26 protein-coding genes are annotated in these 24,691 nt (G+C 31.1%); 7 read left to right on the plus strand and 19 right to left on the minus strand.

Going from position 1 to position 24,691, the window contains the following annotated elements; translation table 11 throughout:
• Positions 1–134 precede the first annotated feature (134 nt).
• The 5 genes from OIO11_RS10395 to argC all read right to left on the minus strand — a co-directional run bounded on the left by OIO11_RS10395 (position 135) and on the right by argC (position 5,254).
• Entirely contained in the window at positions 135–1,145 is a 1,011-nt protein-coding gene (locus OIO11_RS10395) for a GDSL-type esterase/lipase family protein (protein ID WP_268071388.1), read from the minus strand.
• Positions 1,146–1,237: 92 nt separating this feature from the next.
• Positions 1,238–2,704 (minus strand): aminoacyl-histidine dipeptidase, encoded by a 1,467-nt coding sequence (locus tag OIO11_RS10400; RefSeq protein WP_326497935.1) that lies wholly within the window; start codon positions 2,702–2,704, stop codon positions 1,238–1,240.
• A 9-nt stretch (positions 2,705–2,713) separates the two neighbouring features.
• A complete protein-coding gene (locus OIO11_RS10405) occupies positions 2,714–2,839 on the minus strand; it encodes a hypothetical protein (protein ID WP_268071390.1) in 126 nt (41 codons plus the stop codon).
• A gap of 141 nt (positions 2,840–2,980) precedes the next feature.
• Entirely contained in the window at positions 2,981–4,198 is a 1,218-nt protein-coding gene (gene argJ / locus OIO11_RS10410) for a bifunctional glutamate N-acetyltransferase/amino-acid acetyltransferase ArgJ (RefSeq protein WP_268071391.1), read from the minus strand.
• A gap of 18 nt (positions 4,199–4,216) precedes the next feature.
• Positions 4,217–5,254 carry an N-acetyl-gamma-glutamyl-phosphate reductase gene (argC, locus tag OIO11_RS10415; protein WP_268071392.1) on the minus strand — a complete coding sequence of 346 codons (1,038 nt, stop codon included), beginning with the start codon at positions 5,252–5,254 and terminating at the stop codon, positions 4,217–4,219.
• Positions 5,255–5,476: 222 nt separating this feature from the next.
• On the opposite strand from argC, the gene OIO11_RS10420 reads away from it, so the two are divergent.
• Together OIO11_RS10420 and OIO11_RS10425 are read left to right on the plus strand one after the other, a co-directional pair.
• Complete coding sequence (locus OIO11_RS10420) at positions 5,477–6,646, plus strand: aspartate aminotransferase family protein (RefSeq protein WP_268071393.1); 1,170 nt, start codon at positions 5,477–5,479, stop codon at positions 6,644–6,646.
• 183 nt (positions 6,647–6,829) lie between these two features.
• Positions 6,830–7,348 carry an ECF transporter S component gene (locus tag OIO11_RS10425; protein ID WP_268071394.1) on the plus strand — a complete coding sequence of 173 codons (519 nt, stop codon included), beginning with the start codon at positions 6,830–6,832 and terminating at the stop codon, positions 7,346–7,348.
• Between the two features lie 244 nt (positions 7,349–7,592).
• Here OIO11_RS10425 and OIO11_RS10430 read toward each other — a convergent pair whose 3' ends face one another.
• Entirely contained in the window at positions 7,593–8,276 is a 684-nt protein-coding gene (locus OIO11_RS10430) for a TIGR00266 family protein (RefSeq protein WP_268071395.1), read from the minus strand.
• A 182-nt stretch (positions 8,277–8,458) separates the two neighbouring features.
• Here OIO11_RS10430 and OIO11_RS10435 point away from each other — a divergent pair, with 182 nt between their 5' ends.
• From OIO11_RS10435 to OIO11_RS10455, 5 genes are all read left to right on the plus strand, one after another.
• Positions 8,459–9,115: an ABC transporter ATP-binding protein gene (locus tag OIO11_RS10435; protein WP_268071396.1), complete on the plus strand. Its 657-nt coding sequence runs from the start codon at positions 8,459–8,461 to the stop codon at positions 9,113–9,115.
• The gene (locus OIO11_RS10440; protein ID WP_268071397.1) at positions 9,112–9,870 is read left to right on the plus strand and encodes an ABC transporter permease; all 759 of its coding nucleotides are present in this window, start codon (positions 9,112–9,114) and stop codon (positions 9,868–9,870) included. The genes OIO11_RS10435 and OIO11_RS10440 overlap by 4 nt, the downstream gene beginning before the upstream one ends.
• Before the next feature lie 38 nt (positions 9,871–9,908).
• Positions 9,909–10,943, plus strand: a complete 1,035-nt coding sequence (locus OIO11_RS10445) for a phosphodiester glycosidase family protein (RefSeq protein ID WP_268071398.1) — start codon at positions 9,909–9,911, stop codon at positions 10,941–10,943.
• Between the two features lie 128 nt (positions 10,944–11,071).
• Positions 11,072–11,686: an epoxyqueuosine reductase QueH gene (locus tag OIO11_RS10450; RefSeq protein WP_268071399.1), complete on the plus strand. Its 615-nt coding sequence runs from the start codon at positions 11,072–11,074 to the stop codon at positions 11,684–11,686.
• 36 nt (positions 11,687–11,722) lie between these two features.
• Entirely contained in the window at positions 11,723–12,508 is a 786-nt protein-coding gene (locus tag OIO11_RS10455) for a rhomboid family intramembrane serine protease (protein WP_268071401.1), read from the plus strand.
• Between the two features lie 62 nt (positions 12,509–12,570).
• Here the strand turns inward: OIO11_RS10455 and pdxT are convergent, their stop codons facing one another.
• From pdxT to OIO11_RS10520, 13 genes are all read right to left on the minus strand, one after another.
• Entirely contained in the window at positions 12,571–13,140 is a 570-nt protein-coding gene (pdxT, locus tag OIO11_RS10460) for a pyridoxal 5'-phosphate synthase glutaminase subunit PdxT (RefSeq protein WP_268071402.1), read from the minus strand.
• 1 nt (position 13,141) lies between these two features.
• Complete coding sequence (pdxS, locus tag OIO11_RS10465; RefSeq protein ID WP_268071403.1) at positions 13,142–14,020, minus strand: pyridoxal 5'-phosphate synthase lyase subunit PdxS; 879 nt, start codon at positions 14,018–14,020, stop codon at positions 13,142–13,144.
• A gap of 119 nt (positions 14,021–14,139) precedes the next feature.
• Positions 14,140–14,349 (minus strand): hypothetical protein, encoded by a 210-nt coding sequence (locus OIO11_RS10470; protein WP_268071404.1) that lies wholly within the window; start codon positions 14,347–14,349, stop codon positions 14,140–14,142.
• Positions 14,350–14,354: 5 nt separating this feature from the next.
• The gene (locus OIO11_RS10475; RefSeq protein ID WP_268071405.1) at positions 14,355–15,509 is read right to left on the minus strand and encodes a Ger(x)C family spore germination protein; all 1,155 of its coding nucleotides are present in this window, start codon (positions 15,507–15,509) and stop codon (positions 14,355–14,357) included.
• Positions 15,506–16,984, minus strand: a complete 1,479-nt coding sequence (locus tag OIO11_RS10480; protein WP_268071406.1) for a spore germination protein — start codon at positions 16,982–16,984, stop codon at positions 15,506–15,508. The genes OIO11_RS10475 and OIO11_RS10480 overlap by 4 nt, the downstream gene beginning before the upstream one ends.
• A gap of 29 nt (positions 16,985–17,013) precedes the next feature.
• Positions 17,014–18,105, minus strand: a complete 1,092-nt coding sequence (locus OIO11_RS10485; protein WP_268071407.1) for a GerAB/ArcD/ProY family transporter — start codon at positions 18,103–18,105, stop codon at positions 17,014–17,016.
• A 224-nt stretch (positions 18,106–18,329) separates the two neighbouring features.
• Complete coding sequence (locus tag OIO11_RS10490) at positions 18,330–18,887, minus strand: uracil-DNA glycosylase (protein WP_268071408.1); 558 nt, start codon at positions 18,885–18,887, stop codon at positions 18,330–18,332.
• A 289-nt stretch (positions 18,888–19,176) separates the two neighbouring features.
• On the minus strand, positions 19,177–19,785 hold the full coding sequence (locus OIO11_RS10495; protein ID WP_268071409.1) for a TerD family protein: 609 nt from the start codon (positions 19,783–19,785) through the stop codon (positions 19,177–19,179).
• Positions 19,786–19,900: 115 nt separating this feature from the next.
• On the minus strand, positions 19,901–20,479 hold the full coding sequence (locus tag OIO11_RS10500; RefSeq protein ID WP_268071410.1) for a TerD family protein: 579 nt from the start codon (positions 20,477–20,479) through the stop codon (positions 19,901–19,903).
• Between the two features lie 25 nt (positions 20,480–20,504).
• On the minus strand, positions 20,505–21,086 hold the full coding sequence (locus tag OIO11_RS10505; RefSeq protein ID WP_268071412.1) for a TerD family protein: 582 nt from the start codon (positions 21,084–21,086) through the stop codon (positions 20,505–20,507).
• A 244-nt stretch (positions 21,087–21,330) separates the two neighbouring features.
• Entirely contained in the window at positions 21,331–22,134 is an 804-nt protein-coding gene (locus OIO11_RS10510) for an HAD family hydrolase (protein ID WP_268071413.1), read from the minus strand.
• A complete protein-coding gene (locus OIO11_RS10515) occupies positions 22,131–23,246 on the minus strand; it encodes a cysteine protease StiP family protein (RefSeq protein ID WP_268071414.1) in 1,116 nt (371 codons plus the stop codon). Before OIO11_RS10515 ends, OIO11_RS10510 begins: the two co-directional genes overlap by 4 nt.
• Positions 23,247–24,683, minus strand: coding sequence for a phosphoribosyltransferase family protein (locus OIO11_RS10520; protein ID WP_268071415.1), 1,437 nt, complete (start codon positions 24,681–24,683; stop codon positions 23,247–23,249).
• Positions 24,684–24,691: the final 8 nt, after the last annotated feature.

A 24,691-nucleotide genomic window follows, 5' to 3' on the forward strand; every position in this document is an offset into this window, starting at 1 on the left:
TCTATGCATAATAATTATTAGTCTCTCAATTAATTCAACTAATTAAATTTCACTTTACATCTATATATTATGTGGACATTTTGAAAGATATTACCCCACTAATACTGAATACGCATAAACTGGTTTCTGATAAACTAATTTTTAAGATGCGCCTTAAAAATTAGTTCATGTCCATAGTTGGTAGGATGCGGATCTATAGTTCTATTTAGTAAATCAAAATTTGTTAAAGGCTCTTTCCCATCATATTTATGAAATTTAGTATAAACATCAGCAATTTCATAATCATAGATACTATTTCTAATCTCTACATTTATTTGCTGAATTAATTTTTCAAATGTATCATATAAAACAGGTGTATCTGTTTTTAAAGGATTGTATAAGGTCATGACATATATTTTTGCATCTGGATTAAGGTTATTAATTTCTTTAATAATTTTTGGCCAATCCGCCTTAAAGTTTTTAACCCCTTCATTTAAAGCTTTCATCAACTCAGTATCATTTTGTAAAGTTTCTAATTTTTCTTGCCATTTAGAATCTGCCCTTACAGCTTTTGTCAACTTTGCAACAAAATTCGTTTCTTTTGAATTTAAATTATACTTAGATGCAATAGCTTTTATAACTGATGATAATAAATTGTTACCTCCAATACTAATAGTAATTACATCAGCTTGTCTAACATAGTTACGTATCTTGTCCTCATTTTTTAACTTATCTAATAGATGACTGCTTTTATAACCTGGAACAGCTAGATTATTTAGTTTCAATTGATTATACTGTTTTGTTGATATCAAGTAATCTTTGAAAAGATCAACATAACCTTTATTTAAATCAGCACTTAATCCAAAAGCAATAGAATCTCCTAATGCAATATATTTAGTTTCATTTTCATACTTCATAGAATTTTTTTCTTCCAAGTAGCGAAAAGCCATTATAGCATATATAAGTTTTTCATTATAATCCACATCCTTTGGATTTAATTTATACTTAGAGACAACATATTTAATAATAGGCAATAGTAATTTGTTGCCCTCCTGACTTGCAGTAGTTACTTTAACATCTTCTTGATAAGTAAATGCTTTGGCTTGTACAGGAATGAAAATCAATAAACCTATTAACATAAAACAAATAAACTTTCGTCTGCCCATATAAAAACTCCTCTTTACTAAATTAATTAATTTTTACATTATATATCTATATTACTATCACAATAAAATAAGAATGTTGCATCGCAACATTCTTATTTTATTTTTTTCAAAACATTAAGCAAATATTCAAAGGTTCTTTCTGTAGAAGAAATGCTTAGTTTTTCTTCAGGTGTATGAACATCGAACATATTTGGTCCGAAAGAAATCATATCCAAATCACCTAAAATATCTTTTAGTATTCCACACTCAAGTCCAGCATGAATTGCTGTTACCTTTGGCTCTTTATTGTACATATCCTTATGCACTTTTACAAAAACATCTCTAATGTATGAATCTGCTCTGTATTCCCATTCTGGATACTCAGATTCCAAAGTCATTTCAGCTTCTGCAAGTTTAGCTGCAGTTTCTATTCTCTTAACTATCTCATATTTCAAACTTCTTACAGAACTTCTTATAGCACTTTCAAATGTAATTTTATTATCATCAGTTGTAACTACACCTAAGTTAGTAGAACTCTGAACAAGTCCTTTGATATCCATGCTCATAGTCTGAACTCCACTAGGTATTAACATTAATAAGCCTATAATTTTGTCACCTAATTCTTTTATAAATGTCTTTTCTACCTTTTCTTCCAATTCTTCTATTTCAACAATTACTTCTGGATCTGAAACTTTTAATTCCTTCTTTAAAGTTTCTTTCCATTTTGCTGCTAGCTCTTCTAAAGCTAACTTATCGTCTTCTTTTACTAAAATAACAGCTTCTGCGTCTCTTGGAATGGCGTTCATTTTAGCCCCACCGTTAATTTCAGCTATATATATGTCTAAGTTGGAATTCAAATCATTAAGTACACGTCCAATAAGCTTATTGGCATTTCCTCTTTGCTTATCTATTTCCATGCCTGAGTGTCCACCTTTTAAACCTTTTATATTAAGCTTTAAAGGCATAAATCCTTCTTTTACATCTTCCTTTTCAACATTAAGCCTAACTATATTTCTAACTCCACCAGCACAGCTTGCTAAAAGTTCTCCTTCTTCTTCTGAATCTATGTTTATTAAAATCTTTCCTGAAAGATTGTCTTTTTTTATACTAGAAGCTCCACTCATACCTGTTTCTTCTTCTGTAGTAATCAATACTTCTAGTGGAGGATGAGAAATATCTTTACTAGATAATATAGCTAAGCAGTAAGCAACTGCAATACCATTATCTGCACCTAAAGTAGTACCTGCTGCTTTTACGAAATCCCCTTCTACTCTTATACTAAGTGGATCTTTCTCAAAATCATGTTCTACTTCTTTATTCTTTTCACATACCATATCCATATGTCCCTGTAACATTACAGTAGGAGCATTTTCATACCCTTTACTTGCCGCTTTTTTTATTATTACATTTAATGCTTCATCCTGTATAACTTCTAGATTATGCTCTTTTGCAAAGTTTACTAAATAATCACTTATAGCTTTTTCATTTCCAGAACCTCTTGGAATTCTTGTAATATCTCCAAAATACTCAAAAACTAAATTTGGTGATAAATCTTTTAATACTCTATCCAAACTACTCATCCTCTCCCATTAAGCACTAATTTGTTTAACTTTGTTTGCTTTAGGCTTTCCATCTTTATCATAGAATATTCCTCTAAGCATTAAAGCTAAAGCTCCATCCCCTGCAACAGCTGACATAGTTGCTGCACCTACCATTCGTCTTTTTCATTTTCACATTCTTTCTTTTAACATTTTCCATTTATTCACTTTAAATTATATTATTACATGATTTTATTGTCAAAACATATATTTGACGATAAAAAAATAAGCCACTCCTTCGAATGACTTATTTTAAAATCAAGTTCTATATTCTCCATTAATTTCCACATATTTATAAGTAAGGTCACAGCCCCATGCTTTTGCACTATATTCTCCTTGATTCAAGTTAATATATATTACTACCTTCTCCTGCTCTAAAATCTCTGATGCTAATTCTTCATTAAATTCTAGATTCATTCCTTGTTCAAAAACCTTTATTTCTCCAGCAGAACTTCTAAAGTTCACATCTACTTTGTCCGGATCAAACTCTCCACCAGAATATCCTACAGCACATACAATTCTTCCCCAATTTGGATCACTACCAAATAAAGCTGCTTTAACCAGATTAGAAGAAACAACAGACATTGCGCACAACTTTGCACTTTCTATATCTTGTGCATTTACAACTTCTACCTCTATAAGCTTTGTAGCTCCTTCTCCATCTCTAGCCATTTTCTTTGCAAGTTCCTTATTTACAAAATCTAATGCCTCTTTAAAAACTATAAAATCTTCATTTTCACTATCAATCAATTTATTTTCTGCCGCCCCATTAGCTAGACAAATCATCATATCATTGGTACTCGTATCACCATCTACTGAAATCATGTTATAAGAATCTTTTACGCTTTCCTTTACCGCTTTATTAAGCATAGCTTTACTTATATTTGCATCAGTAACAACAAAACCAAGCATCGTTGCCATGTTAGGCTTTATCATTCCAGATCCTTTTGCCATTCCACTTATTAATACCTTTTTACCATCCAGTACAATTTCTACTGTTATCTCTTTTGATTTTGTGTCTGTCGTCATTATAGCTTGTGCTGCATCTTTTCCACCTTCATCAGATTTCAAAGAGCATATCTTCTTAATTCCTTCTTTCATAATATCCATAGGTATAGGAACACCAATTACTCCCGTTGATGCCTGAAGTACATCTTCAGGATTAAGCCCTAATTCTCCAGCAGTTATTTCTGCTATAGTTTTTGAATCTTCAAAGCCATTTTTACCTGTACAAGCATTAGCCTGACCACTGTTAATAATTATTGCTTGAGTATTTTCATTTTTTATATATTCCATATTTAAAAGTACTGGTGCCGCTTTAACCTTATTTGTAGTAAATGTTGCCGCCGCTACAGCCTTCTTTTCACTATATATAAGAGCTAAATCCTTTTTTCCGCTTTGCTTAAGACCAGCTACAATACCTGCTGCCTTAAAGCCCTGTACATCAGATATGCTCTTGTTTTCTAATATCTTCATATATATTCTCCCTCCTTATTAGATTGCCATTGAAGGCATATTTATACCTTCTCCTTCTTCTAATCCAAACATCAAATTCATATTTTGAACTGCTTGCCCAGCAGCTCCTTTTATCAAGTTGTCTATTGCTGATACTACAATAATTCTGTTAGTTCTTTTATCTACTCTTATCCCTATATCACAAAAATTGCTTCCTCTGACATTTCTAGTTTCAGGCAATGTTTCTACAATTCTAATAAAATAATCATTTTTATAAAACTCTTTATAAACTTTATATATCTCTTCTTGTGACATATTATTTATAAGCTTTCCATAACAAGTAGCTAAAATTCCCCTATTCATAGGTACTAAATGTGGTGTAAAGTTCAATACAATCTTCTCTCCTGCAGCTTTTGACAATTCCTGTTCTATTTCTGGAGTATGTCTATGCCCTGCAACCCCATAAGCTTTTATTGATTCATTACATTCTGCATATAATGATGCTGTATTTAAACCTCTTCCTGCACCAGACACCCCAGATTTTGCATCGATTATTATTGAATCTGTCTGTATTAGTTTGTTCTTTAATAATGGATATAATGCTAATATACTTGCCGTTGTGTAACAGCCTGGATTGGCAATAAGCTTTTTATCCTTAATTTCATTTCTATACAGTTCTACAAGCCCATATATGGACTCTTCCAACAGTCCTGGACATTTATGTTCTAATTTATACCATTCTTTATAACATTCAATATCTTCCAATCTAAAATCAGCTCCTAGATCTATAACCTTAACTCCCTTTTCTAAGGCTTTTTGTGCTATATCAAAAGACTTTCCGTGTGGAAGTGCTATAAATAATACATCTATCTCTTCCAATCTTTCTTCTGCTTTACTCATATTTATACATTTATCATCAATAATACCTGTATAATTACTGTATATTTTTGAAAACTCCTCATCTGCATAACTATGAGAAGCTAAAAATTTTATTTCTACATATTTATGATTATTCAAGAACCACACAAGCTGCTGTCCTGCATACCCTGTAGCTCCAATAATTCCTACATCTATCATGAAATCCCCCCTAAAAACTATATAAAAAGATTATACACTTGTATGAATATTTATGCAATGTTTATTTATATTTTTTACAGTTTTCCATAACACTTTTTATTAACAAATTATTTTTTTTAATAAACCTGTTGCATATTTATTAAAACTAAAGTATAATTATTCACAAGTTAATAAAAATAAAATTTGGATTCTATACTCCAGATTTTAAGAAGGTGATTATAAATGTCAAAAAACAACATAATGAAAACCTACGGAAGGTTTGACGTTAGCTTTGAAAAAGGTATAGGCACAAAATTATATGATGAAAATGATAAAGAATACTTAGACTTTGTTTCTGGAATTGCTGTTAACTGTCTTGGACATTCAAATCCTGTTATAGTAAATGCTATTAAAGAACAAAGCTCAAAGCTCATGCATATTTCAAACTATTACTGGAACTCAAACAGCATAAAGCTTGCTGAAAAACTTTGCGAAAATAGCCATCATGATCAGGCATTTTTCTGCAACAGCGGAACAGAAGCTGTGGAAGCAGCTTTAAAGCTTGCTAGAAAACATGGTAAACTCAGTGGCATTGAAAATAAAAATAAAATTATATATATGAAAAACTCCTTTCATGGTAGAAGTATGGGAGCACTATCAGTTACAGGACAAGAAAAATATCAAAAAACTTTTGCTCCTTTAATTGGAGGCGTTGAAGCCGTTCCTTTTAATGATATAGAAGCTATAAAACAAGCTATGGATGATACTGTTTGCGGTGTTATCTTAGAACCAATACAAGGTGAAGGTGGTATTATTTCTGCTAATGTAGATTACTTGAAAACAGTAAAAAATCTTTGCCAAGAATTCAATGCTATTCTTATTTTTGACGAAATACAATGTGGTATAGGAAGATGTGGAAGCCTTTTTGCCTACGAGAAATTTGGTATAATACCTGATGTTATATGTATGGCTAAAGGTTTAGGCGGTGGATTTCCAATAGGAGCTGTTCTTGCAGGAACAAAAGCTTCTTCAGCCTTTGTTCCTGGGGATCATGGGACTACCTTTGGAGGCAACCCATTAGCTTGTGCTGTATCCTATGCTGTTCTTACAGAATTAATAGATGGTGGGGTTATATCCTCTATTGATGAAAAAAGTAAGTATTTGTTTGATAAAATTCATAAGTTAAAAGAGAAATATCCTATAATTAATGAAACAAGAGGAATGGGGCTATTAGTAGGCATAAATATTTCTACTGATACTAAAACATTTGTTACAGAATGTTTTAATGAAGGTCTACTGGTTGTAAGTGCTGGTGAGAATATTATTCGTCTTCTTCCACCTTTAAATGTTTCATTAGCTGAAATAGATTCAGCACTATCTATTTTTGAAAAAGTTTTACTAAAATTAAGCTAATTAACTTTTTATTGAATATTTCCCCGAAAGCCTCTAACAAACAAAGTTAGGGGCTTTCTCCCCTTTATAAGAGTAAATTACATAAAAATTCATTGGTTACCTTAAAATATTATAAAATGTATATTTTATAGTGATATAATTTATATTAAAGCAATAATAATTTATAACATAGGGGGAATTTTTATGAACATTCAAGTTAGAAATCTTGTGAGAAGCTCATTATTCTTAGCTATAGCTGTAGTTTTTCAAATGACAGTTAAACAAACTCCTGTAGTTGGTCCAGTAGTAAATGCTGTTTTGCTTCTTACTACTTATATCTGCGGAATTCCTTGGGGAATATATGTAGGAATCCTGACTCCACTTTTAGCCTTTGCTACAGGCACTTTAAATGCAGCCCTTGGACCCTTCGTGCCTTTTATAATGGCTGGTAATGCTATATTAGTTTTCTTTTTTGGAGTATTCAAAAGTAAAGAAAAGTATGGCAAATACTTAGGACTTATTATAGGCGCCCTACTTAAATACTTATTCCTATATTTATCTGCAACTAAATTAGTTTCTTTATTTAAATTGGGAATTGCTGAAAAATTAGCAAAAAAGCTAACAGTAGTAATGGGAATACCTCAATTTTATCATGCACTTATAGGAGGAGCTTTTGCTGTATTGATTATTGAACTTTTGAAGAAAAGAAAACAAATTGAATAATATAGGAAAAGTGCGAAGCACTTTTCAGTAGCCAGTGACCAGTAACCAGTAGCCAGAAAGAAAAAAGAATTAAAGAATTTAAATTGATAAAAATAGACATAAAAAAGAGCAAAAATATAGAAAACATCTATGTTCTTGCTCTTTTCCTTATTTAAATTTAGGTTTTGCCTTAGCAAAACTTCCTTCACTGGTTACTGATATCTGGGTACTGGTTACTAGAATAAAATTGTTACACAATTTTATTCTATTTCGCTGGAATGTATTGTCTTATCCAATGTGCAAATCCCTGAGGATTTCTTGTTTGAATATATACTCTACCAGGTCCTCTAAATCTGCATACAAGGGTTTCTCCTGAAGTAATTGAAGATATCCAACCCTTTGATGCCTTTTCTATAGAAAAATCCATATTTTCTGGCCATGCAACAAGATGCTGGTTGTCAATAACCATTTCTTCACCTGGGTTAATATCCATTGGGTGAATTGATCCATAAGAACTTACAAACAAAGTTCCTTTACCCCCTACTTTAAGTACGAAGAATCCTTCTCCTGAGAAAAGTCCTTTTGCAAGATCCTGCATCTTAGTTGATACATTGAGACTATCCGAACCAGCTAAAAATCCATCCTTTTGAACTAAATAATTATTAAAACCATCCATCTCTAAAGGCATTATATCACCAATGCCATTAGGTGAAAGTAAAACTTCTCCATTTCCTCTGGAAGCTCTCAAAGTCTGGAAGAAAAACTTTTCTCCTGCCAGCATTCTCCCTATTCCTCCAAATAGACCTCCTTCCAGCTTACCATCTACATCTATAGTGGAACTCATTGCAACCATAGCTCCTGATTCTGCTTTAATGGACTCACCATAATCAAGCCATACTTTTAACATAGTATTTGCACCTTTATACAACAACTCATGCTTTACTGCCATATTAATCCCTCTTTTCATTAGTTACTTAATATTACTATTTCGACATTTTTTTCTGTATACCTTTATATATACCTTTTTTATCGTTATTAAATATTTAACATTTCTAACTTAAAGTTTAAGTTTATTCCCTTACAAATTTAAAATATAATATATATATCTGCTAATGTATGGAGGTGTAACACTTGTCTATTATAGAATTTGAAAATATTTATTTTAATGATGGAAAGAAAAATATACTTGAAGATATAAATTTAAAGGTGGAGCACGGAGACTTTATTTCCATAATAGGTCCTTCTGGTGGTGGAAAAAGCACACTACTGAAACTAATAAGTAATCTTGTAAGTGCTAGTAAAGGTTCTATTAGCTTTAAGAATAAAGATATTACGCAATACTCCCCACTAGAAATAAGACAGCAGTGTGCTTACTGTTATCAGCTACCTTACCTATTTGGGAATACTGTATTGGAAAATCTCGCTTTTCCTTATGAAATAAGAGGAAAAAAAATTCATTTTGATAAAATCTATGAATTACTCTCTCTCTTTAAAATGGATAAAGACTACATTGATAAAAACGTAGATAAGCTGTCTGGCGGCGAAAAACAGAGATTGGCTCTTATTAGAACCCTTATATTTAAGCCTGAAGTATTATTATTAGATGAAGTTACTTCTGCACTTGATACAGATAACACACTTATTGTTGAAAATATAATAAAAGACTTAAACAACAAAGGAACTACTATTCTTTGGGTAACACACAATATTGATCAAAGTAAAAAACATGCTAATAAGCTTTTAACTATTGAAAATGGCAAAATAAAATCCCTGGAGGTGTTAAAATGAGCAGTACATCAATAAGTATTCCGTCTTTGATAGCAGCTTCATCTTTAGCTTTGATATCCTTAGGATTCTCATACTCTCAAAATTTAAAGCTAGAAAAAGAAATTATTATAGGAGTTATTCGTGCTGTAATTCAACTTATCGCTGTGGGATACATATTAAACTTTATTTTTGGAATGGAAAATCCTATATTCACTACCCTACTCCTTTTATTTATGATTTTTAACGCATCATTGAATGCAAAAAGACGTGGGAAAAATATAAAAAACAGTTTGATAATTTCTTTTATTTCCATAGCTTCTGGTTCTATAATAACTCTTTCTGTGTTAATTTTTGCAGGTGCTATTGAATACAAACCTTATCAAGTAATTCCTGTTAGTGGAATGATTATAGGAAACTCTATGAATGCTATAGGACTATGTTACAAACAGCTTATAACCAATTTTAAACAACAGCGAAATGAAGTTGAAGTGAAGCTTGCTTTGGGTGCTGATATTCTTCCTTCTTCTAAAGAGATAATTAAGGACAGTATTAAAACAGGAATGATACCTACAATAGACTCCATGAAAACTTTAGGAATAGTTTCACTACCAGGTATGATGACAGGACTTATCCTGGCTGGTACTTCTCCTTTAGAAGCTATAAAATATCAAATAATGGTAACTTTCATGCTGCTGTCGACCACAGCAATTGCAACCTTTATAGCCTGTTATATGTCATATAGGACCTTCTTTAATAGCAGAAAACAGCTTGTATAATTGGTGATTTTAATATAGAATATATTAGGGTGGTGTATATGTTAAAAAGAGATTCCTTCAAAGGGAAATTTACCCAGAAATGGTTTCTAATATTTGAAATTGTTTTTTCAATGATAACTGCTCCTTTTTTACTTTATTATGGTCCTTTTGAAAATGTAAAAGCTACAGTAGTAGGCTCTGCCATGACCACTTCAACTCATCAGTGGATTGCTACTATGTTTTTATCACAAGAACATATAAGTGAAATTCTTAAAAGGAATACAGTTAACAATATAGTTCAAACAGATATAAATAAATTAAATGAGCGAATAAGCAGCAAAATAAATAATAATCTTAAAGATACAAATGAAATAGAGAGATACTATATCAATGGAGATAAATTTACGGGTCACCTTCTTGTAATTAAGAATCCCAAAAAAGTTAAAGTGGGATATTCGCAAAAATTAGGTGAAAGCGGAGAAACCACCAGTGAAATTGCTGAACGTTATAATACTGCGGCTGCAATAAATGCTGGAGGCTTTATTGCAAATTCTGTTGATCCTGAAAGCACCTCAGATTCTAGCGGCAGTGCTGCTGGAATAATAATTTCTGACGGTAAGATAGTTTACAACAGCTTAAAAGAAGGTGAAAAAAGCTGTATAGCCGGTATAACCAAGTATGGAACCTTAGTAGTAGGAAATCATACTGTGGAAGAATTAAACAATCTTAATGTTACAGAAGCAGTTTCCTTTGGACCATGCTTAATAGTAAATGGTGAAAAAACTATAACCTCTGGTGATGGCGGTTGGGGAACAGCCCCTAGAACTGCTATCGGCCAAAGAAAAGATGGAAGTATTCTTTTACTAGTAATTGACGGTAAATATATAGGAAGACTTGCTGTAACTCTAAAGGAATTACAAGATATATTGTATGAATATGGAGCATATAATGCTATTAATTTAGACGGTGGTTCCTCATCTACAATGTACTATAAAGGAAAAGTAATAAGCAATCCTTATAAGTCTTCAGGTGAAAGAAAAATACCTTCTGTTTTTTATGTAGAACCTTCACCAACAGAAAAACAACCAAATTAAAAGAAGAAAAAGAATGCAGTTATCTCTGTATTCTTTTTTTATCTATGGAAAAATATAGCTTATAGTGATATCATTATACACAAATAAGTATTTACCTAAAATATAATCATAAAAAGAGGTTTTATGAAATGAAAATAAACTACCAAAAAATATTAGATAAAAAATTAGAAGAACTTTCAGCTTCCAATGAAGTTCCTTCCCTTCTTTTGCACAGCTGTTGTGCACCATGCAGCAGTTATGTTTTAGAGTATCTTTCCGAATTCTTTAATATTACAGTGTTCTATTATAACCCTAACATTCATCCAGAATCAGAATACGGAAAAAGAGTGGAAGAACAAAAAGAATTCATAGAAAATCTTCCAGTTAAAAGAAAGATAACTTTTATTGAAGGAAAGTATTTGCCTGAAGAATTCTTTGATATAGCTAAAGGCTTAGAAGAAGAACGCGAAGGTGGGCTTCGCTGCTTTAAATGCTATGAACTAAGATTAAGAGAAGCAGCTAAAAAAGCTAAAGAATTGAATTTTGATTACTTTACAACTGTATTATCTATAAGTCCACATAAAAATGCTGAAAAAATAAACGAAATCGGAGAAAAATTAGCACAAGAATTTGATGTGAAATTTCTTAATTCAGATTTTAAAAAGAAAAATGGATATAAACGTTCCATTGAATTAAGTAAAGAATATAATTTATATAGACAGGATTATTGTGGATGTGTTTATTCTAAAAATGTAGAAGAATAAGGTTTCTACAACCTACTTTAGAAAAGGAGTGTTTTTATGCATTGGTTTGATAAACTTGAGAGAAAGTATGGTCATTTAGCCATAAGAAATCTCATGACTTATATTGTGGGTTTAAATGGACTTGTATTTTTTTTAACTTATATTAATCCATTATATACTGATATATTAATACTAAACCCTAATCTAGTTATGCAAGGGCAAATTTGGAGATTAATTACTTATATATTTATTCCTCCTGCCCTTTCACCATTTTGGCTTATTTTTGCACTTTATTTTTACTATATGATAGGAACGGGCTTAGAACATGAATGGGGAAGCTTTAGATTTAATCTTTATTATCTTTTAGGTATGCTAGGAACAACTATCGTTTCTTTTGCCTTAGGAACTTCGCTTACAGGCTCTTACTTAAATTTATCATTATTTTTAGCCTTTGCCCGTATTTATCCTAATTATGAAATATTATTATTCTTCATATTACCAGTAAAAATGAAATATTTAGCCATGCTTAACTGGATATTCATAGGCTATACTGTACTTTTTGAACCACTTCCATATAAGCTTGCTGCTGTTGTTTCTATTATTAACTATTTTATATTCTTTGGAAAAGATATAATTACTCGTACAAAAACTAACAGACAGACTTACTATAATAGAAAAAAATTTAATGCAAATATACCAAAGGAATCAACCTTCCACAAATGTACTGTCTGTGGAATAACTGAAAAAGATGATCCTGATATGGAATTCAGATATTGTTCAAAATGTAATGGACATTATGAATACTGCATGGAACACTTGCATAATCACGAACACATAAAATAAAAAATCTGTATCTTTTAACTTAAAAGATACAGATTTTTTATTCTACAGTATATTCTGTAAATCTAAAAGAAAGTCTCAATAAAATATTTATGAACAGACTTATCCCCAGTTAGTTCAGGATGAAAGGAAGTTACTAACATATTATCCTCTTTTGCAGCAACAATCTTTCCGTCAAGTTCTTTTAAAATTTCTACTCCATTCCCTACCTTTTCTATATACGGGGCTCTAATAAAAACCAAAGGTATAGGATTATCAGAAATCTCAGGTACATTTTCTTCAATAATAAAACTATCTAATTGACTGCCATAAGCATTTCTTTTTACATGTATGTCCATGACTTTAAGATGTGCCTCTTCTTGCTCTCCAATATTTTTGGCTAGAAGAATCATTCCTGCACAAGTCCCCCATACTGGTAGACCATTGTTGATTTTATTTACTAAAGTTTCTTTGATTTGAAAATCATCAAGCAGTTTTCCCATTGCTGTACTTTCGCCACCAGGTAAAATAATTCCATCAAGATTATTGAGTTGTTCTGCTTTTCTTATCTCAATACCTTCGTGACCTAGTGATTTGATTATCTCTATATGCTCATTAAATGCACCTTGAAGTGCCAAAACACCTATCTTTTTCATTTTAGTATCCTCTATTAGCCATTCTTTCTTCTTTGTCTATTGAATAAACATTGATCCCAACCATTGCTTCTCCAAGATTCTCTGATACTTCAGCTAGTATCTTTGCATCATTAAAGTGTGTAACAGCTTTTACAATAGCACTAGCTCTTTTTTTCGGATCTCCAGATTTGAAAATTCCAGAACCAACGAATACACCATCGCAACCAAGCTGCATCATCATTGCAGCATCAGCAGGAGTAGCAACACCGCCAGCCGCGAAGTTTACAACAGGAAGTTTTCCATGTTCATGAACATATTCAACTAAATGAATAGGAGCTTGTAGTTCTTTAGCAGCGTTCATTAATTCCTCTTTCAATAAACCTTGAATTCTTCTGATTTCAGAGTTCATCATTCTCATGTGTTTAACTGCTTCGATAACATCACCTGTTCCAGGCTCACCTTTAGTTCTAATCATTGAAGCACCTTCACCAATTCTTCTTAAAGCTTCACCTAGATTTTTAGCTCCACAAACAAAAGGAACTTCGAAAGTTTTTTTGTCAATATGCAGAGTCGGATCAGCAGGTGTTAAAACTTCACTTTCATCAATATAATCAACTTTAAGAGCTTCTAAAATTTGTGCTTCAACGAAATGTCCAATCCTTACTTTCGCCATAACTGGAATAGAAACAGCTTTTTGAATACCTTTAATCATTTGTGGATCTGAAGCACGTGCAACTCCACCATCTTTTCTAATATCAGCAGGAACTCTTTCAAGAGCCATAACAGCACAAGCACCAGCTTCTTCAGCGATTTTTGCTTCTTCAGGAGTTGTTACATCCATAATAACTCCACCTTTAAGCATTTGTGCTAAATTCTTATTTAATTCATATCTATTATTCATGTTAATTCCCCCAAATCATTATTTTAGTATTATATTGCACGCACAATTACAAATATCCCCTAGGTATATCTGTATTATTTCACAAGAAGCTCACCAGGTCAATTGTATCGATACGCCTTTTACCCCCCCACAATCATATTAACTATTTTTTCAATTAAAGGAGCGGGACTAGGTATTTTAACTCCTAAGCTTAATAAAACACTCAATACTAAAGCTGCTGTCATGGCAATAAAATAAATCCCCATTTCTTTTTTTTGATTATTTTTCAAAAAATCTCTACCTTCTAAAACCATAACTGTTATATAAAAAACTATTATAACTAAAGTCATTTTTACTACTTCACCTCAATAGGTTTTTGCATTAATGCACTACCTTTTATATTAATCTTTACCTGTACATTTGTATCTATTTTTTTAAATTCCTCTTCCCAATATGGTTGAATCTTTTTCCAGACCTTAGGCATATCTCTTTGTATCTCAGAACTAAAACCAAAGATGTCACTTCCAAATTTCGTCTGTACTTTATGTATAACATTATTCAAATTAGTTTCTACAAACTTTTCAGCATCTTCTGCTAGAATTTTTCTTCCTTTTTCATCTATAAAATTTCTTTTTTGGTCTAGTTCAGCTATTGCCACATCAGTTTCCACATTGATGTTTAATGTAATTTTATTATCTTTATATATAGGCTTAATCTTAGTCTTACTGCCTAAAATTTCTAAAGTGTTTGTATATTTAATTCCCTCCATATAACTCTCTACTACTATTGCTCCTGATTTTATTTTATCTTTTATAAATAATGTGCTCTTAGATTCATCACCATTTAACCACCCTACTAATTTATCTTTATTAAAAACATAACTTCCATACACTTCAAAAACTTTCTTATCATCATTTTTTACATTGACTATGGAAGGAACTATAGGCGAAGCACCTTCTTTACTTAAGTCCTCTATAAATCTCCATACATTTATAACTGGATATACTGCAGAATAAACTTGTGAAATTAATGTATTATTAATTTTATATGAAAGTACTTGATCTTTTGCTTTATCCGGATTATTCAATATTTCTCCTGCTGTATTTTCCTTTGAAACAAGTAATTTCATATTTCCTCTTGGTTCAGCATCTCTATTTATAAAATCTATAACAGGTATTATGTTTTCTTCACAAATCTTTTGGCTTATAATAACCACCTTTGCATGTCTCCAATAGATCTTTTTACCAGTTTTGGGTATACTCTTTCTTATAGCATCAAATATACTATCTCCCTCAGTAATAACAATTTGTGATCTCACCTTAGTTCCACCTTTTTCAGGGGTAGGTATCATAATCTCTTGTGTTAAAATATACTTGTCTTCAACTTTATCTATAGCTACTCCTGCTATATTAACTACATCTGAAAGTTCTTTATAATCCCAACATGCTGAAAAAGTAAAAGCATTTATCAATACTACAGATATTAACAAGGTTTTTTTTAAACATTTCATTGTTTATTTTTTCCCTTTCTTATAATAAATTTAGGCTTCTTTAGAGATAACCATGAACTTCTTATTACAGTATCTTTTGCATCTTCTTTGCTTATAGATGTAGTCTTTAACATATATTCTACTCCAAAGGATTTTAAAGACATTAAATAGAAAACTATCGCCATTACTCCTAATATATAACCATATAACCCCAAAATAGAGGCTAATATTAAGAAAATTAATCTTATTATTAATAATCCAGAATACATTTTTGGTAATAAGAAACAGGAAATTGCTGTGGTAGCAACTATTATTACCATAGGAGAACTTACTATATTTGCTGTTACCGCTGCTTCTCCTAAAACTAATGCTCCAACTATACTAATAGTTTGACCTATATTTTGAGGTAATCTGGTACCCGCCTCTCTTAATATTTCAAATGTTAAAAGCATAAGTAATACTTCAACTATAGTAGGAAGGGCCACGCCTTCTCTAGCTACTGAAATACTAATAAGTAATTTAGTAGGTAATAAATCACTATGAAAATTTGTTAATGCTACATATATAGCAGGTACACTGGTTGTCAAAGCAAAACCTATTATTCTTATTATTCTGTTTAAAGATGAGAAAATAAAATTTCTATAATAATCCTCATTAGTTTGGAAATACTCCATAAATATAAAAGGCATTGTCAACACATTAGGACTTCCATCAACCATTAATGCAATTCTTCCCTCCAACAATTTACCTGCTATCACATCTGGTCTTTCCGTGTACCCTATGGTATTAAGAACACTCCAAGGATGGTCTTTTATTAACTCTTCTATATAACCTGATTCTAAAATACCATCTATTTTAATTGTATCTAGCCTTCTATTTAATTCGTCAAGTATCTCACTTGATACTAAATTTTGTATATAGCAAATACATATCCTGGTTTTTGTTATATTCCCTAATTCTCTAAACTTAAATTTTAATTGCTCAGAATTAATCTTTCGCCTTATTAAAGAAATATTAGTATCCATAGATTCATTGAATCCTTCTCTAGGTCCTCTAACTACACCTTCTGATGCAGGTTCAGTAATATTTCTTATGCTCCAACCTTTTGCATCTATTATTAAAGCTTCTTTACTTCCATCACAAAGCAGTACTGTGTCACCACGCAATACAGCACTTATGATTTCTTTCTGCTCATCTGTACTTTTAATATTACATGAAGATAATATTCTATGTGTTAAAAAATCAGCTATACTTTCATCTTCTATATTCTCATTTATACAATTCATAATAATAGGTTCTATAACATATTCATTTAATAAGTCTTTATCTGTCATAGAATCTATAAAAATAATACAACAATTTATGCTATTATCCCTACTTCTAAATTCTCTATATAAAATAGTTTCATCTTCTTTAAAAATATCTCTAAAGTGCTGAATATCTTTGTTTAAAATTCCTGTAATAGGTACCTGTTGCATATTGGATGTATTATTCATACTTAAAACCTCTTTCAAAAATTTTATGCTTATTTTAAATTAATTTCAGATGATTTATTATTTATTTTGGCAATAATTATGGTTATAATAGGAAAAATAATTTGAAAAGGTATAATATAGTAAACCCATACCTTTGCATCCCACTCCCAAAACTCCATTGGAGAATCATACACAGTATAAGATAAAATACTCATAAGTAAAGAAATAGGTGTTATTACAAACTTATACTCCATACATTGAAAAATTTTAGCTATTCCTTTACAGGTGACCAGTAGATGTACACTTACTTTAAAAATTCCGCCTATAGTAAATACGATAGCACCTATAAGCTCAAGTCTAGTAAGGAATTCTCTTATGTTTATCAGCGAAATAGCTCCATATGCAGGATAATATATAATTTTAGCTGTACCAATCCCTAACGTTAAACCTATCGTTAAGGAGGTTATAAATACTATACTTCCTCCAATTAATAAACCTAAGATATAAACTTTATAAGAAGATTTATCTGTAAAATGAGAAAAAAAAACAGCAAATGCTATCATCTCTCCAAATGGAAATGTAAATTCTAAATAAGCTGCTTTTATAATTGGTTTTATACCATTATATAAAACAGGTAAAATCCTGTTTATATCCATATATTTAGTTAATAACACTATTGTAATAAACATAGGAATAAGCAGTATAGGTAAAAAAAACTCTGCACTTTTCCCTATAGTTTCAATTCCTGTCTTTACCATGTACATACATAAAATGCCAATACATGTTTCTATAACAATTAAGGGAGTTGCTTCTAACGTTGTTATATTAATAAATTGACATACATTTCTTAAAATTATTGCTCCATCTTGGAATAAATACCAAGTATATAAAGCAATTATTCCTTTACCAATAACCTTACCAAAACAAATCTCAAAAATATCAAATAAATCTTTTCCCGGAAACATATAATGAAGTTCCCCATATATAAGAATCATAGGTAATGCCATTAATATTGCCAAAAGAATAGCTAACCACATATCTTTTCCAGCTTCTATTCCCATTACTTTCATTGAAGAAGTTCCTATTAAAAATAAAACTATGGTAGCTATACCTTGTTTGTCAGAAACACTTTCATTACTCATTACTTAATCCTCCACATAACTTCTGACTAATATATTAGTATTTTAACCTAATTAAACAAATCTTATGATAAGAATGTTACGCAATAACATTTTTATATTCCCCAGTTGCCAATCACCAATCCCCAGCGTAAAGAAAAACATAACAGAAATTAAAAATAATTAGATAAAATAAAAAAAAACTAGACTTAAAAATAGAGTATTTCTATTTTAAAGTCTAGTTTGCTTTATTCTATCTCATCGTATTTTCTTTTAATATTTTTAAGATCTTGCCAAAAGCTGTTTTTCTTACTTTCATCTCTTAAAACTGCCGAGGGATGGAATGTACAAGTTAAATAACATCCCTTTCTTTCTATCCACTTTCCTCTATCTCTAGTTATTCTCCAATTAGGATCTATTATATATTTCATAGCTGTAGCTCCAAGACAAACAATTATTTTGGGCTTTATTAGCGCTACCTGATTTCTAAGATAGGGAATGCATGTCATTGCTTCATCTTCAAAAGGCGTTCTATTATTTTCCGGTCTACACTTACATATATTAGCTATATAAAAATCCCTTCCGCGAACTAAGTCTAAAGCCTGAACCCCTTTTTCAAACAACTGACCAGCTCTTCCAACAAAAGGTCTGCCCGTTCTGTCTTCATCCCTTCCAGGCGCTTCTCCTATAAACATCAGCTTAGCCTTTGGACTTCCTTCCCCAAAAACCATGTTAGTTCTTTTTTCTCCTAATCCACATTTATTACATCTATTACATTCTTCATATAATTCTTTCCACTGAAGCAAACAAATCACCTCGTATATAATCAATTAACTTAATAATAACACAAAATAAGAAAAAGTGCGGAGCACTTTTCAGTAGCCAGTGACCAGTAACCAGTAGCCAGAAAAAAGAAGATTAAAAATTTTAAATTCAGTAAAAATAAACATAAAAAAGAGCAAGGATATAGAAATTCTCTATGTTCTTGCTCTTTCTTTTATTTAAGTTTAGGTTTTGCCTTAGCAAAACTTCATTTACTGGTGACTGGGGATTGGCGACTGGTTACTAGAATAAAATTGTTACACAATTTTATTCTTATCTGTATCTGTTCGCCATTTCTCCTATACTAGTAGAATTAGTTCCTTCTCCCACTGCACCAAACTTCCATTCAGTTCCGTGTCTATATATCTCTCCTACTATAAGAGCAGTTTTGTTTGCATAATCATCAGTTAAGTTATATCTTAGCATTTCTTGATTATTAGAAAGATTTACAGTTCTTATGAAAGCATTTTTTATCATTCCAAAATGCTGTTTACGTTTTATACAATCATAAATATTTACAACAAAAACTAATTTTATTATATCCTGTGGAACCTTTGCAAGTTCAATCATAATTTGTTCATCATCACCATCACCATCACCAGTTAGATTATCTCCCATATGACGAACACCGCCACTTTTATGACTCAAGTTTCCAAAGTAAACTATTTCTTCTTTTGATTTTATCTTATCATTTGCATCCAACATAAATACTGATGCATCACAATCTACTTCTGGAGCACTTCCACCAAATAAACTTCCCAAAAGTCCTTTGCCTCCTGCGTGCTCTACTGGGTCCCATCCAAGACCAACCATTATTTTAGATAAACCAGTATTATCCTTTGTTAAGCTTATTCTCTGACCTTTTTGTAAATTAATAGCCATTCTTTATCCCTCCATTGATTAGGTACTAAGTTATATCCCTAGCACCTAGCACCTAGCACCTAGCACCTAGCACCTAGCACCTAGCACCTAGCACCTAGCATATTGTCCCTTACTCTTAGACATCTAATCCATAGTTTTGGCAAAGGGCTGCCAATCCGCCTTGAAATCCGCTTCCTACTGCACTAAATTTCCATTCTCCATTATGACGGTATATTTCACAGAATATCAATGCAGTTTCAACAGAAAAATCTTCTGATAAATCATATCTTAAAACTTCTGCTCCTGTTTCTTTATCAACTAGTCTTACAAAGGCATTTGAAACTTGTCCAAAGTTTTGACTTCTCTGTACTGCCTCATGAATAGTTACTGTTATTGCTATTTTCCCAATATTGTCAGGAATCTTAGAAAAGTCAATGATAATTTCCTCATCATCTCCCTCTCCATCTCCTGTTCTATTATCTCCAGTATGTATTACTGAACCACTAGGATGATTTAAATTGTTATAAAACACAAAATCCAAATCATCATTTACTCTTCCATTTTCTCCAACTAAAAAAGCAGAAGCATCCAAGTCAAAATCATATCCTCCTGAATACTTGTTTGTATCCCAGCCTAGCCCAATGATTGCCTCTTTTAACCCTGGTACTTCTTTTGTTAAATTGATTTTTTGTCCCTTCGATAAATTAATAGCCATAGTGTTCCCCCCGAAAAACTTTTATCTATCCAATATTTATTCCAAAATTTCCACAAAGTGCTCCAAGTCCACCTTGGAATCCACTCCCTACTGCAGTAAATTTCCATTCTCCATTATGGCGATATAATTCACCAACTACTATTGCTGTTTCTATACTGTAATCTTCACTTAAATCATATCTTATTAATTCTTCATTAGTTTCTTCGTTGAAAATTCTGATAAATGCGTTTGAAACCTGACCAAAATTTTGTCCTCTTGCTTCAGCTTCATGAATAGTTGCTGTGAAAGCAATTTTTTGTATTTGATCTGGTACCTTATTTAGCTCTATTTTTATTTGTTCGTCGTCTCCTTCTCCATCTCCTGTACGGTTATCCCCAAGATGAATTACAGATTCTGAAGAATGCTTTAGGTTATTATAGAAAATAAAATCACCGTCAGATATTACTTTCCCATCTGCACCAACTAAAAAAGCAGCTGTATCTAAATCAAAGTCATTTCCACCATCATATTTGTTTGTATCCCATCCTAATCCAATTATTACCTTAGTTAACCCTGGATTTGTCTTTGTTAAATCCACTTTCTGACCTTTTGTTAAACTAACTGCCATATTAATTACCTTCTTTCTTATTAATTTGGTAAATATATACTTAAACTTTCCTTTAGATACATATCTAAAAGAAAGTTTAATATTTAAAACTCTGTGTATTATTTTATCCTAATAATTTATTACATCATATTAATATTATATATATTATATTTTTAAAAATCAAATATTCAGACAAAAACCATCAACAGTTATATTCTTATTTTTACTTTATTATATTTGTAATTCTCACCTTAAAATCTGCAAACTAAAGTAAGCTTTCCACTCTTTCTAATATCTCCTCAGAAGCATTAATTCCACTTTCCTCCGTTAAAGAAATATGACCCTGCTTCAAAATCTTCTCTTCTATTAAGCTCTTTAATTCTCCATGAGATGCACATATTGCGTAATCTGCATTAATTAATAATGGGTAATCTAAAAAAGAATCCCCTGCGGATATGATTTTTTTCTTTTCTTCTTTATCTTTCAAATAAAGAAGAGCATCCCATTTATTAACTGGTTTTGGTACTATATATAATTTTCTTCCTTGCAAAGATACTGTCCAATTATTTTCTTCAGCCCAATCTTTAAAGTTAATAAATTCACTAACATTTATTAATTCTTTATCTTTAAAATGAACACTAAAAAACAATTCATCTCTTAAAACCATTTTATCAATCCATGAAGTATCCGTGAAACTGTTTAAAAATTTCTTTTCAACAAATCTATAATGTGTAATTTTATCTACTACTTTTCTTATAATATTTCTCCATTCAGTATCAACTTTTCCATTTATCAATATATTCCCACCATTGCTCACAATAGCATAATCAGGCTTTATATACTCACTAATCACAAAAATTCTGTTATACTGCTCTATGGTACGAGTAGTTACCGGAACAAATAAAACATTATTCTTCATTATTTTTCTTATTTTTTCAACTACACCACTTTTCATATAACTTAATTCTTTTCCAAGATATCTCTCAGCCAATACAATATCTTCATTCTCTTCTTCAATCAATTTCTTCGTATAAATTAATGTCCTATCTAAATCTGATGCAAAAATCATTGTATTATCCCCTTTGCTTTAGATTTTATAAGGCCACAACATGAATAGCTCATATTCTTATATACTTCTACTGGAACTGCTCTATCCTGCGCTAATATTAAAATATGTTTTAAGTTTGGATTGTTAATATCATTAACAAGTATCTTCCACGGCACACGTCTTAAAAGTACCCTAGTTGTTTCCCCTACCCCAGGCTTAACCAAATTAATATCTGTAATATCATATTTTTCTCTGATTTCATTTACCTCTTTAATTCCCTTGTTATAAACCTTACTGTCTATTTCTTCAATTTCTTTTTCATTAAAAGCTATATTGGAAAAACAAGTTGTTATGGTATCTATAAATAACTGAGAAACATCCTCATCCTGCCATTCTTTATAGTATTTTGCCCCATGAAAATCATGTTCTCCTATAATATCATCTCTTAATACTGTTCTGCTAACTAATCCTGATACTGTTGAATTTAAACACGCAGAAGGAATTAAAAAATCCTCACGAGTGCCATATAATTCTACACAATGAGCTGGATCTGCTAAAACAGCTAATTTATCACTTAACTTAATTTCATATTTATTATAAAAATCCGAAACTGCCTCATTTAGTACTTCATTTATAGCTCCTTTGCCTGTCCACCCATCTACAAACTGTATATCTTCTGGATTATGATACTTTAAAATATACTTTAAAGCATTCTCATCTATCCCCTTACCTCTGATTATTGATATACTGTAATGAGGAACTTTCTTTTTATACTTCATTTCTAAATATCTCTTTATCAAAATTCCTATGGGAGTTCCCGCTCTTGCCAAGGATACAATGACTGCATTTCCGTTCTTTTCCCTATATATAAGTTCTCCTACAACCGCAGCTGCCTTGGCTACTTTCTCTTTTGTCGAATCTAATGTTTTGTAGAATATATCCATATACTCTTTTGTTGGAAAATACTCTATAGGAAGCATTTCTGAATAATGTCCTCCATTTTGTATTATGTTCTCTCTCTCTTCATTATCCTGTTCCTTAATTAAATTTGAAATATCCTTCAAAAGAAATGTAACATCCTCCCTGGAATAACTTCCAATAGGAGAAGGTTCTTTAAGGTGTTGAAATCTCATTCACAAACTCCTCCTCTTTAGTTTTGTAAAATAAACAAAATTTATCTTTTCAATTCCTGCACTATAAAATAAGTTTATTAACTCATTTTTACTTTTTCCATCTATTTCTCTCTCTGTTACAAATAAAACTTCTTTGTACATATCCTGTCCAATATTATAAACATAGTTAATAACGTCTTTATCAAAAGGATTATTAAATTTAGCTGCAAATTTTATTGCATATTCCTCTTGTTTTCCAACATAAATTGGACTTCTAGTTGTAGATTGATATTTAGCACCTTCAATTAAAGAAGCCATTAACATAGGAATATACATAAATTCTTCCGTACCTAAAACAAGAACCTTTTCATCAAGGGGCTTTATTGTATTTACCAAATTGGATAGCATCTTTTCCATTTCTTTAAGCTCATCATGAGCAATTCCAAATCTGCCGCTGAAATCTAAATAGCTGTAATTCTTTTTATCTTCACTAGCTAGAATTCTCGTAAATTCTCTACAATTATTTATTTTGAAGAAATAATTTCTTACTACTACCCCTTCATTATTTATTTCGGTAAAATTCTTTTCTGCCTTTATTGCTGGAAAATCAACCTGATAAAATTCTTCATGAATATGTTCTATTTTCTTATGGCAAGAATTTTCATAGTGTATATCCATTCCTTCTATGGAAGGGCTGCTGCAAGTGGCTTGCCCATTCAACAAGGATACAACATTTATCTTTACTCCTAGCTTTTCTTCCAAGTCCTTGTACCTTTTAATATATTCCTCACTTCTCCAATCCAAAATAGAAGCTATTATGTACTCTTTTTTAGGATATTTATCATTAATGGCTTCTATAAGATTTAAAGCTGTTTTTCCCGTAGTTATTTCATCATCCACTAAAACTATTCTCTCAAATCCAGATAAAAACTCTTCCTTTAAAGGATAACAAAAATGACTAACAGCATGAGAATGTTCCTCTTCAAAATTAAAAGCTGACCTGCATTGCAATAATTCATCACGAGTAGTATGAATATAGTAAATGTTATCTCCTTTGAATTGAGCGAATACGCTGTTACCAAGAGCTGTGGCAGTTTCTGCAAAACCAACAAAAAGAGTATGTTTATTTAGGGAAATCAACTTACTATCTGCATAAACTAATGCTTCATCACTAAACTTGTCATCCTTTAAAGCCTTAGAAATGATAGAATAATTTATTTCTTTAATAGCTCCTATTTTTTCACCTATCATCACTCCTATAAGTCTCCCTGTCAGAATAGCCTGCTTGGGATTTACAGGTATGTGTTTTCCAAGAAGCTTGCTCACAAACAGAAAAGCTCTTTTAGGATTTTTTCTTGCCGCCATTAAAAACAAATCCTCTAATTCAAAATTAAATATATTTTCTGAAATTTGTATATCTACAGCAATTTTATCTAAAATACTTAGTGTTTTCTTCATTTTGTCCC

This window comes from Clostridium sp. ZS2-4 (assembly GCF_026719745.1).
Taxonomy (GTDB): domain Bacteria; phylum Bacillota; class Clostridia; order Clostridiales; family Clostridiaceae; genus Clostridium_H.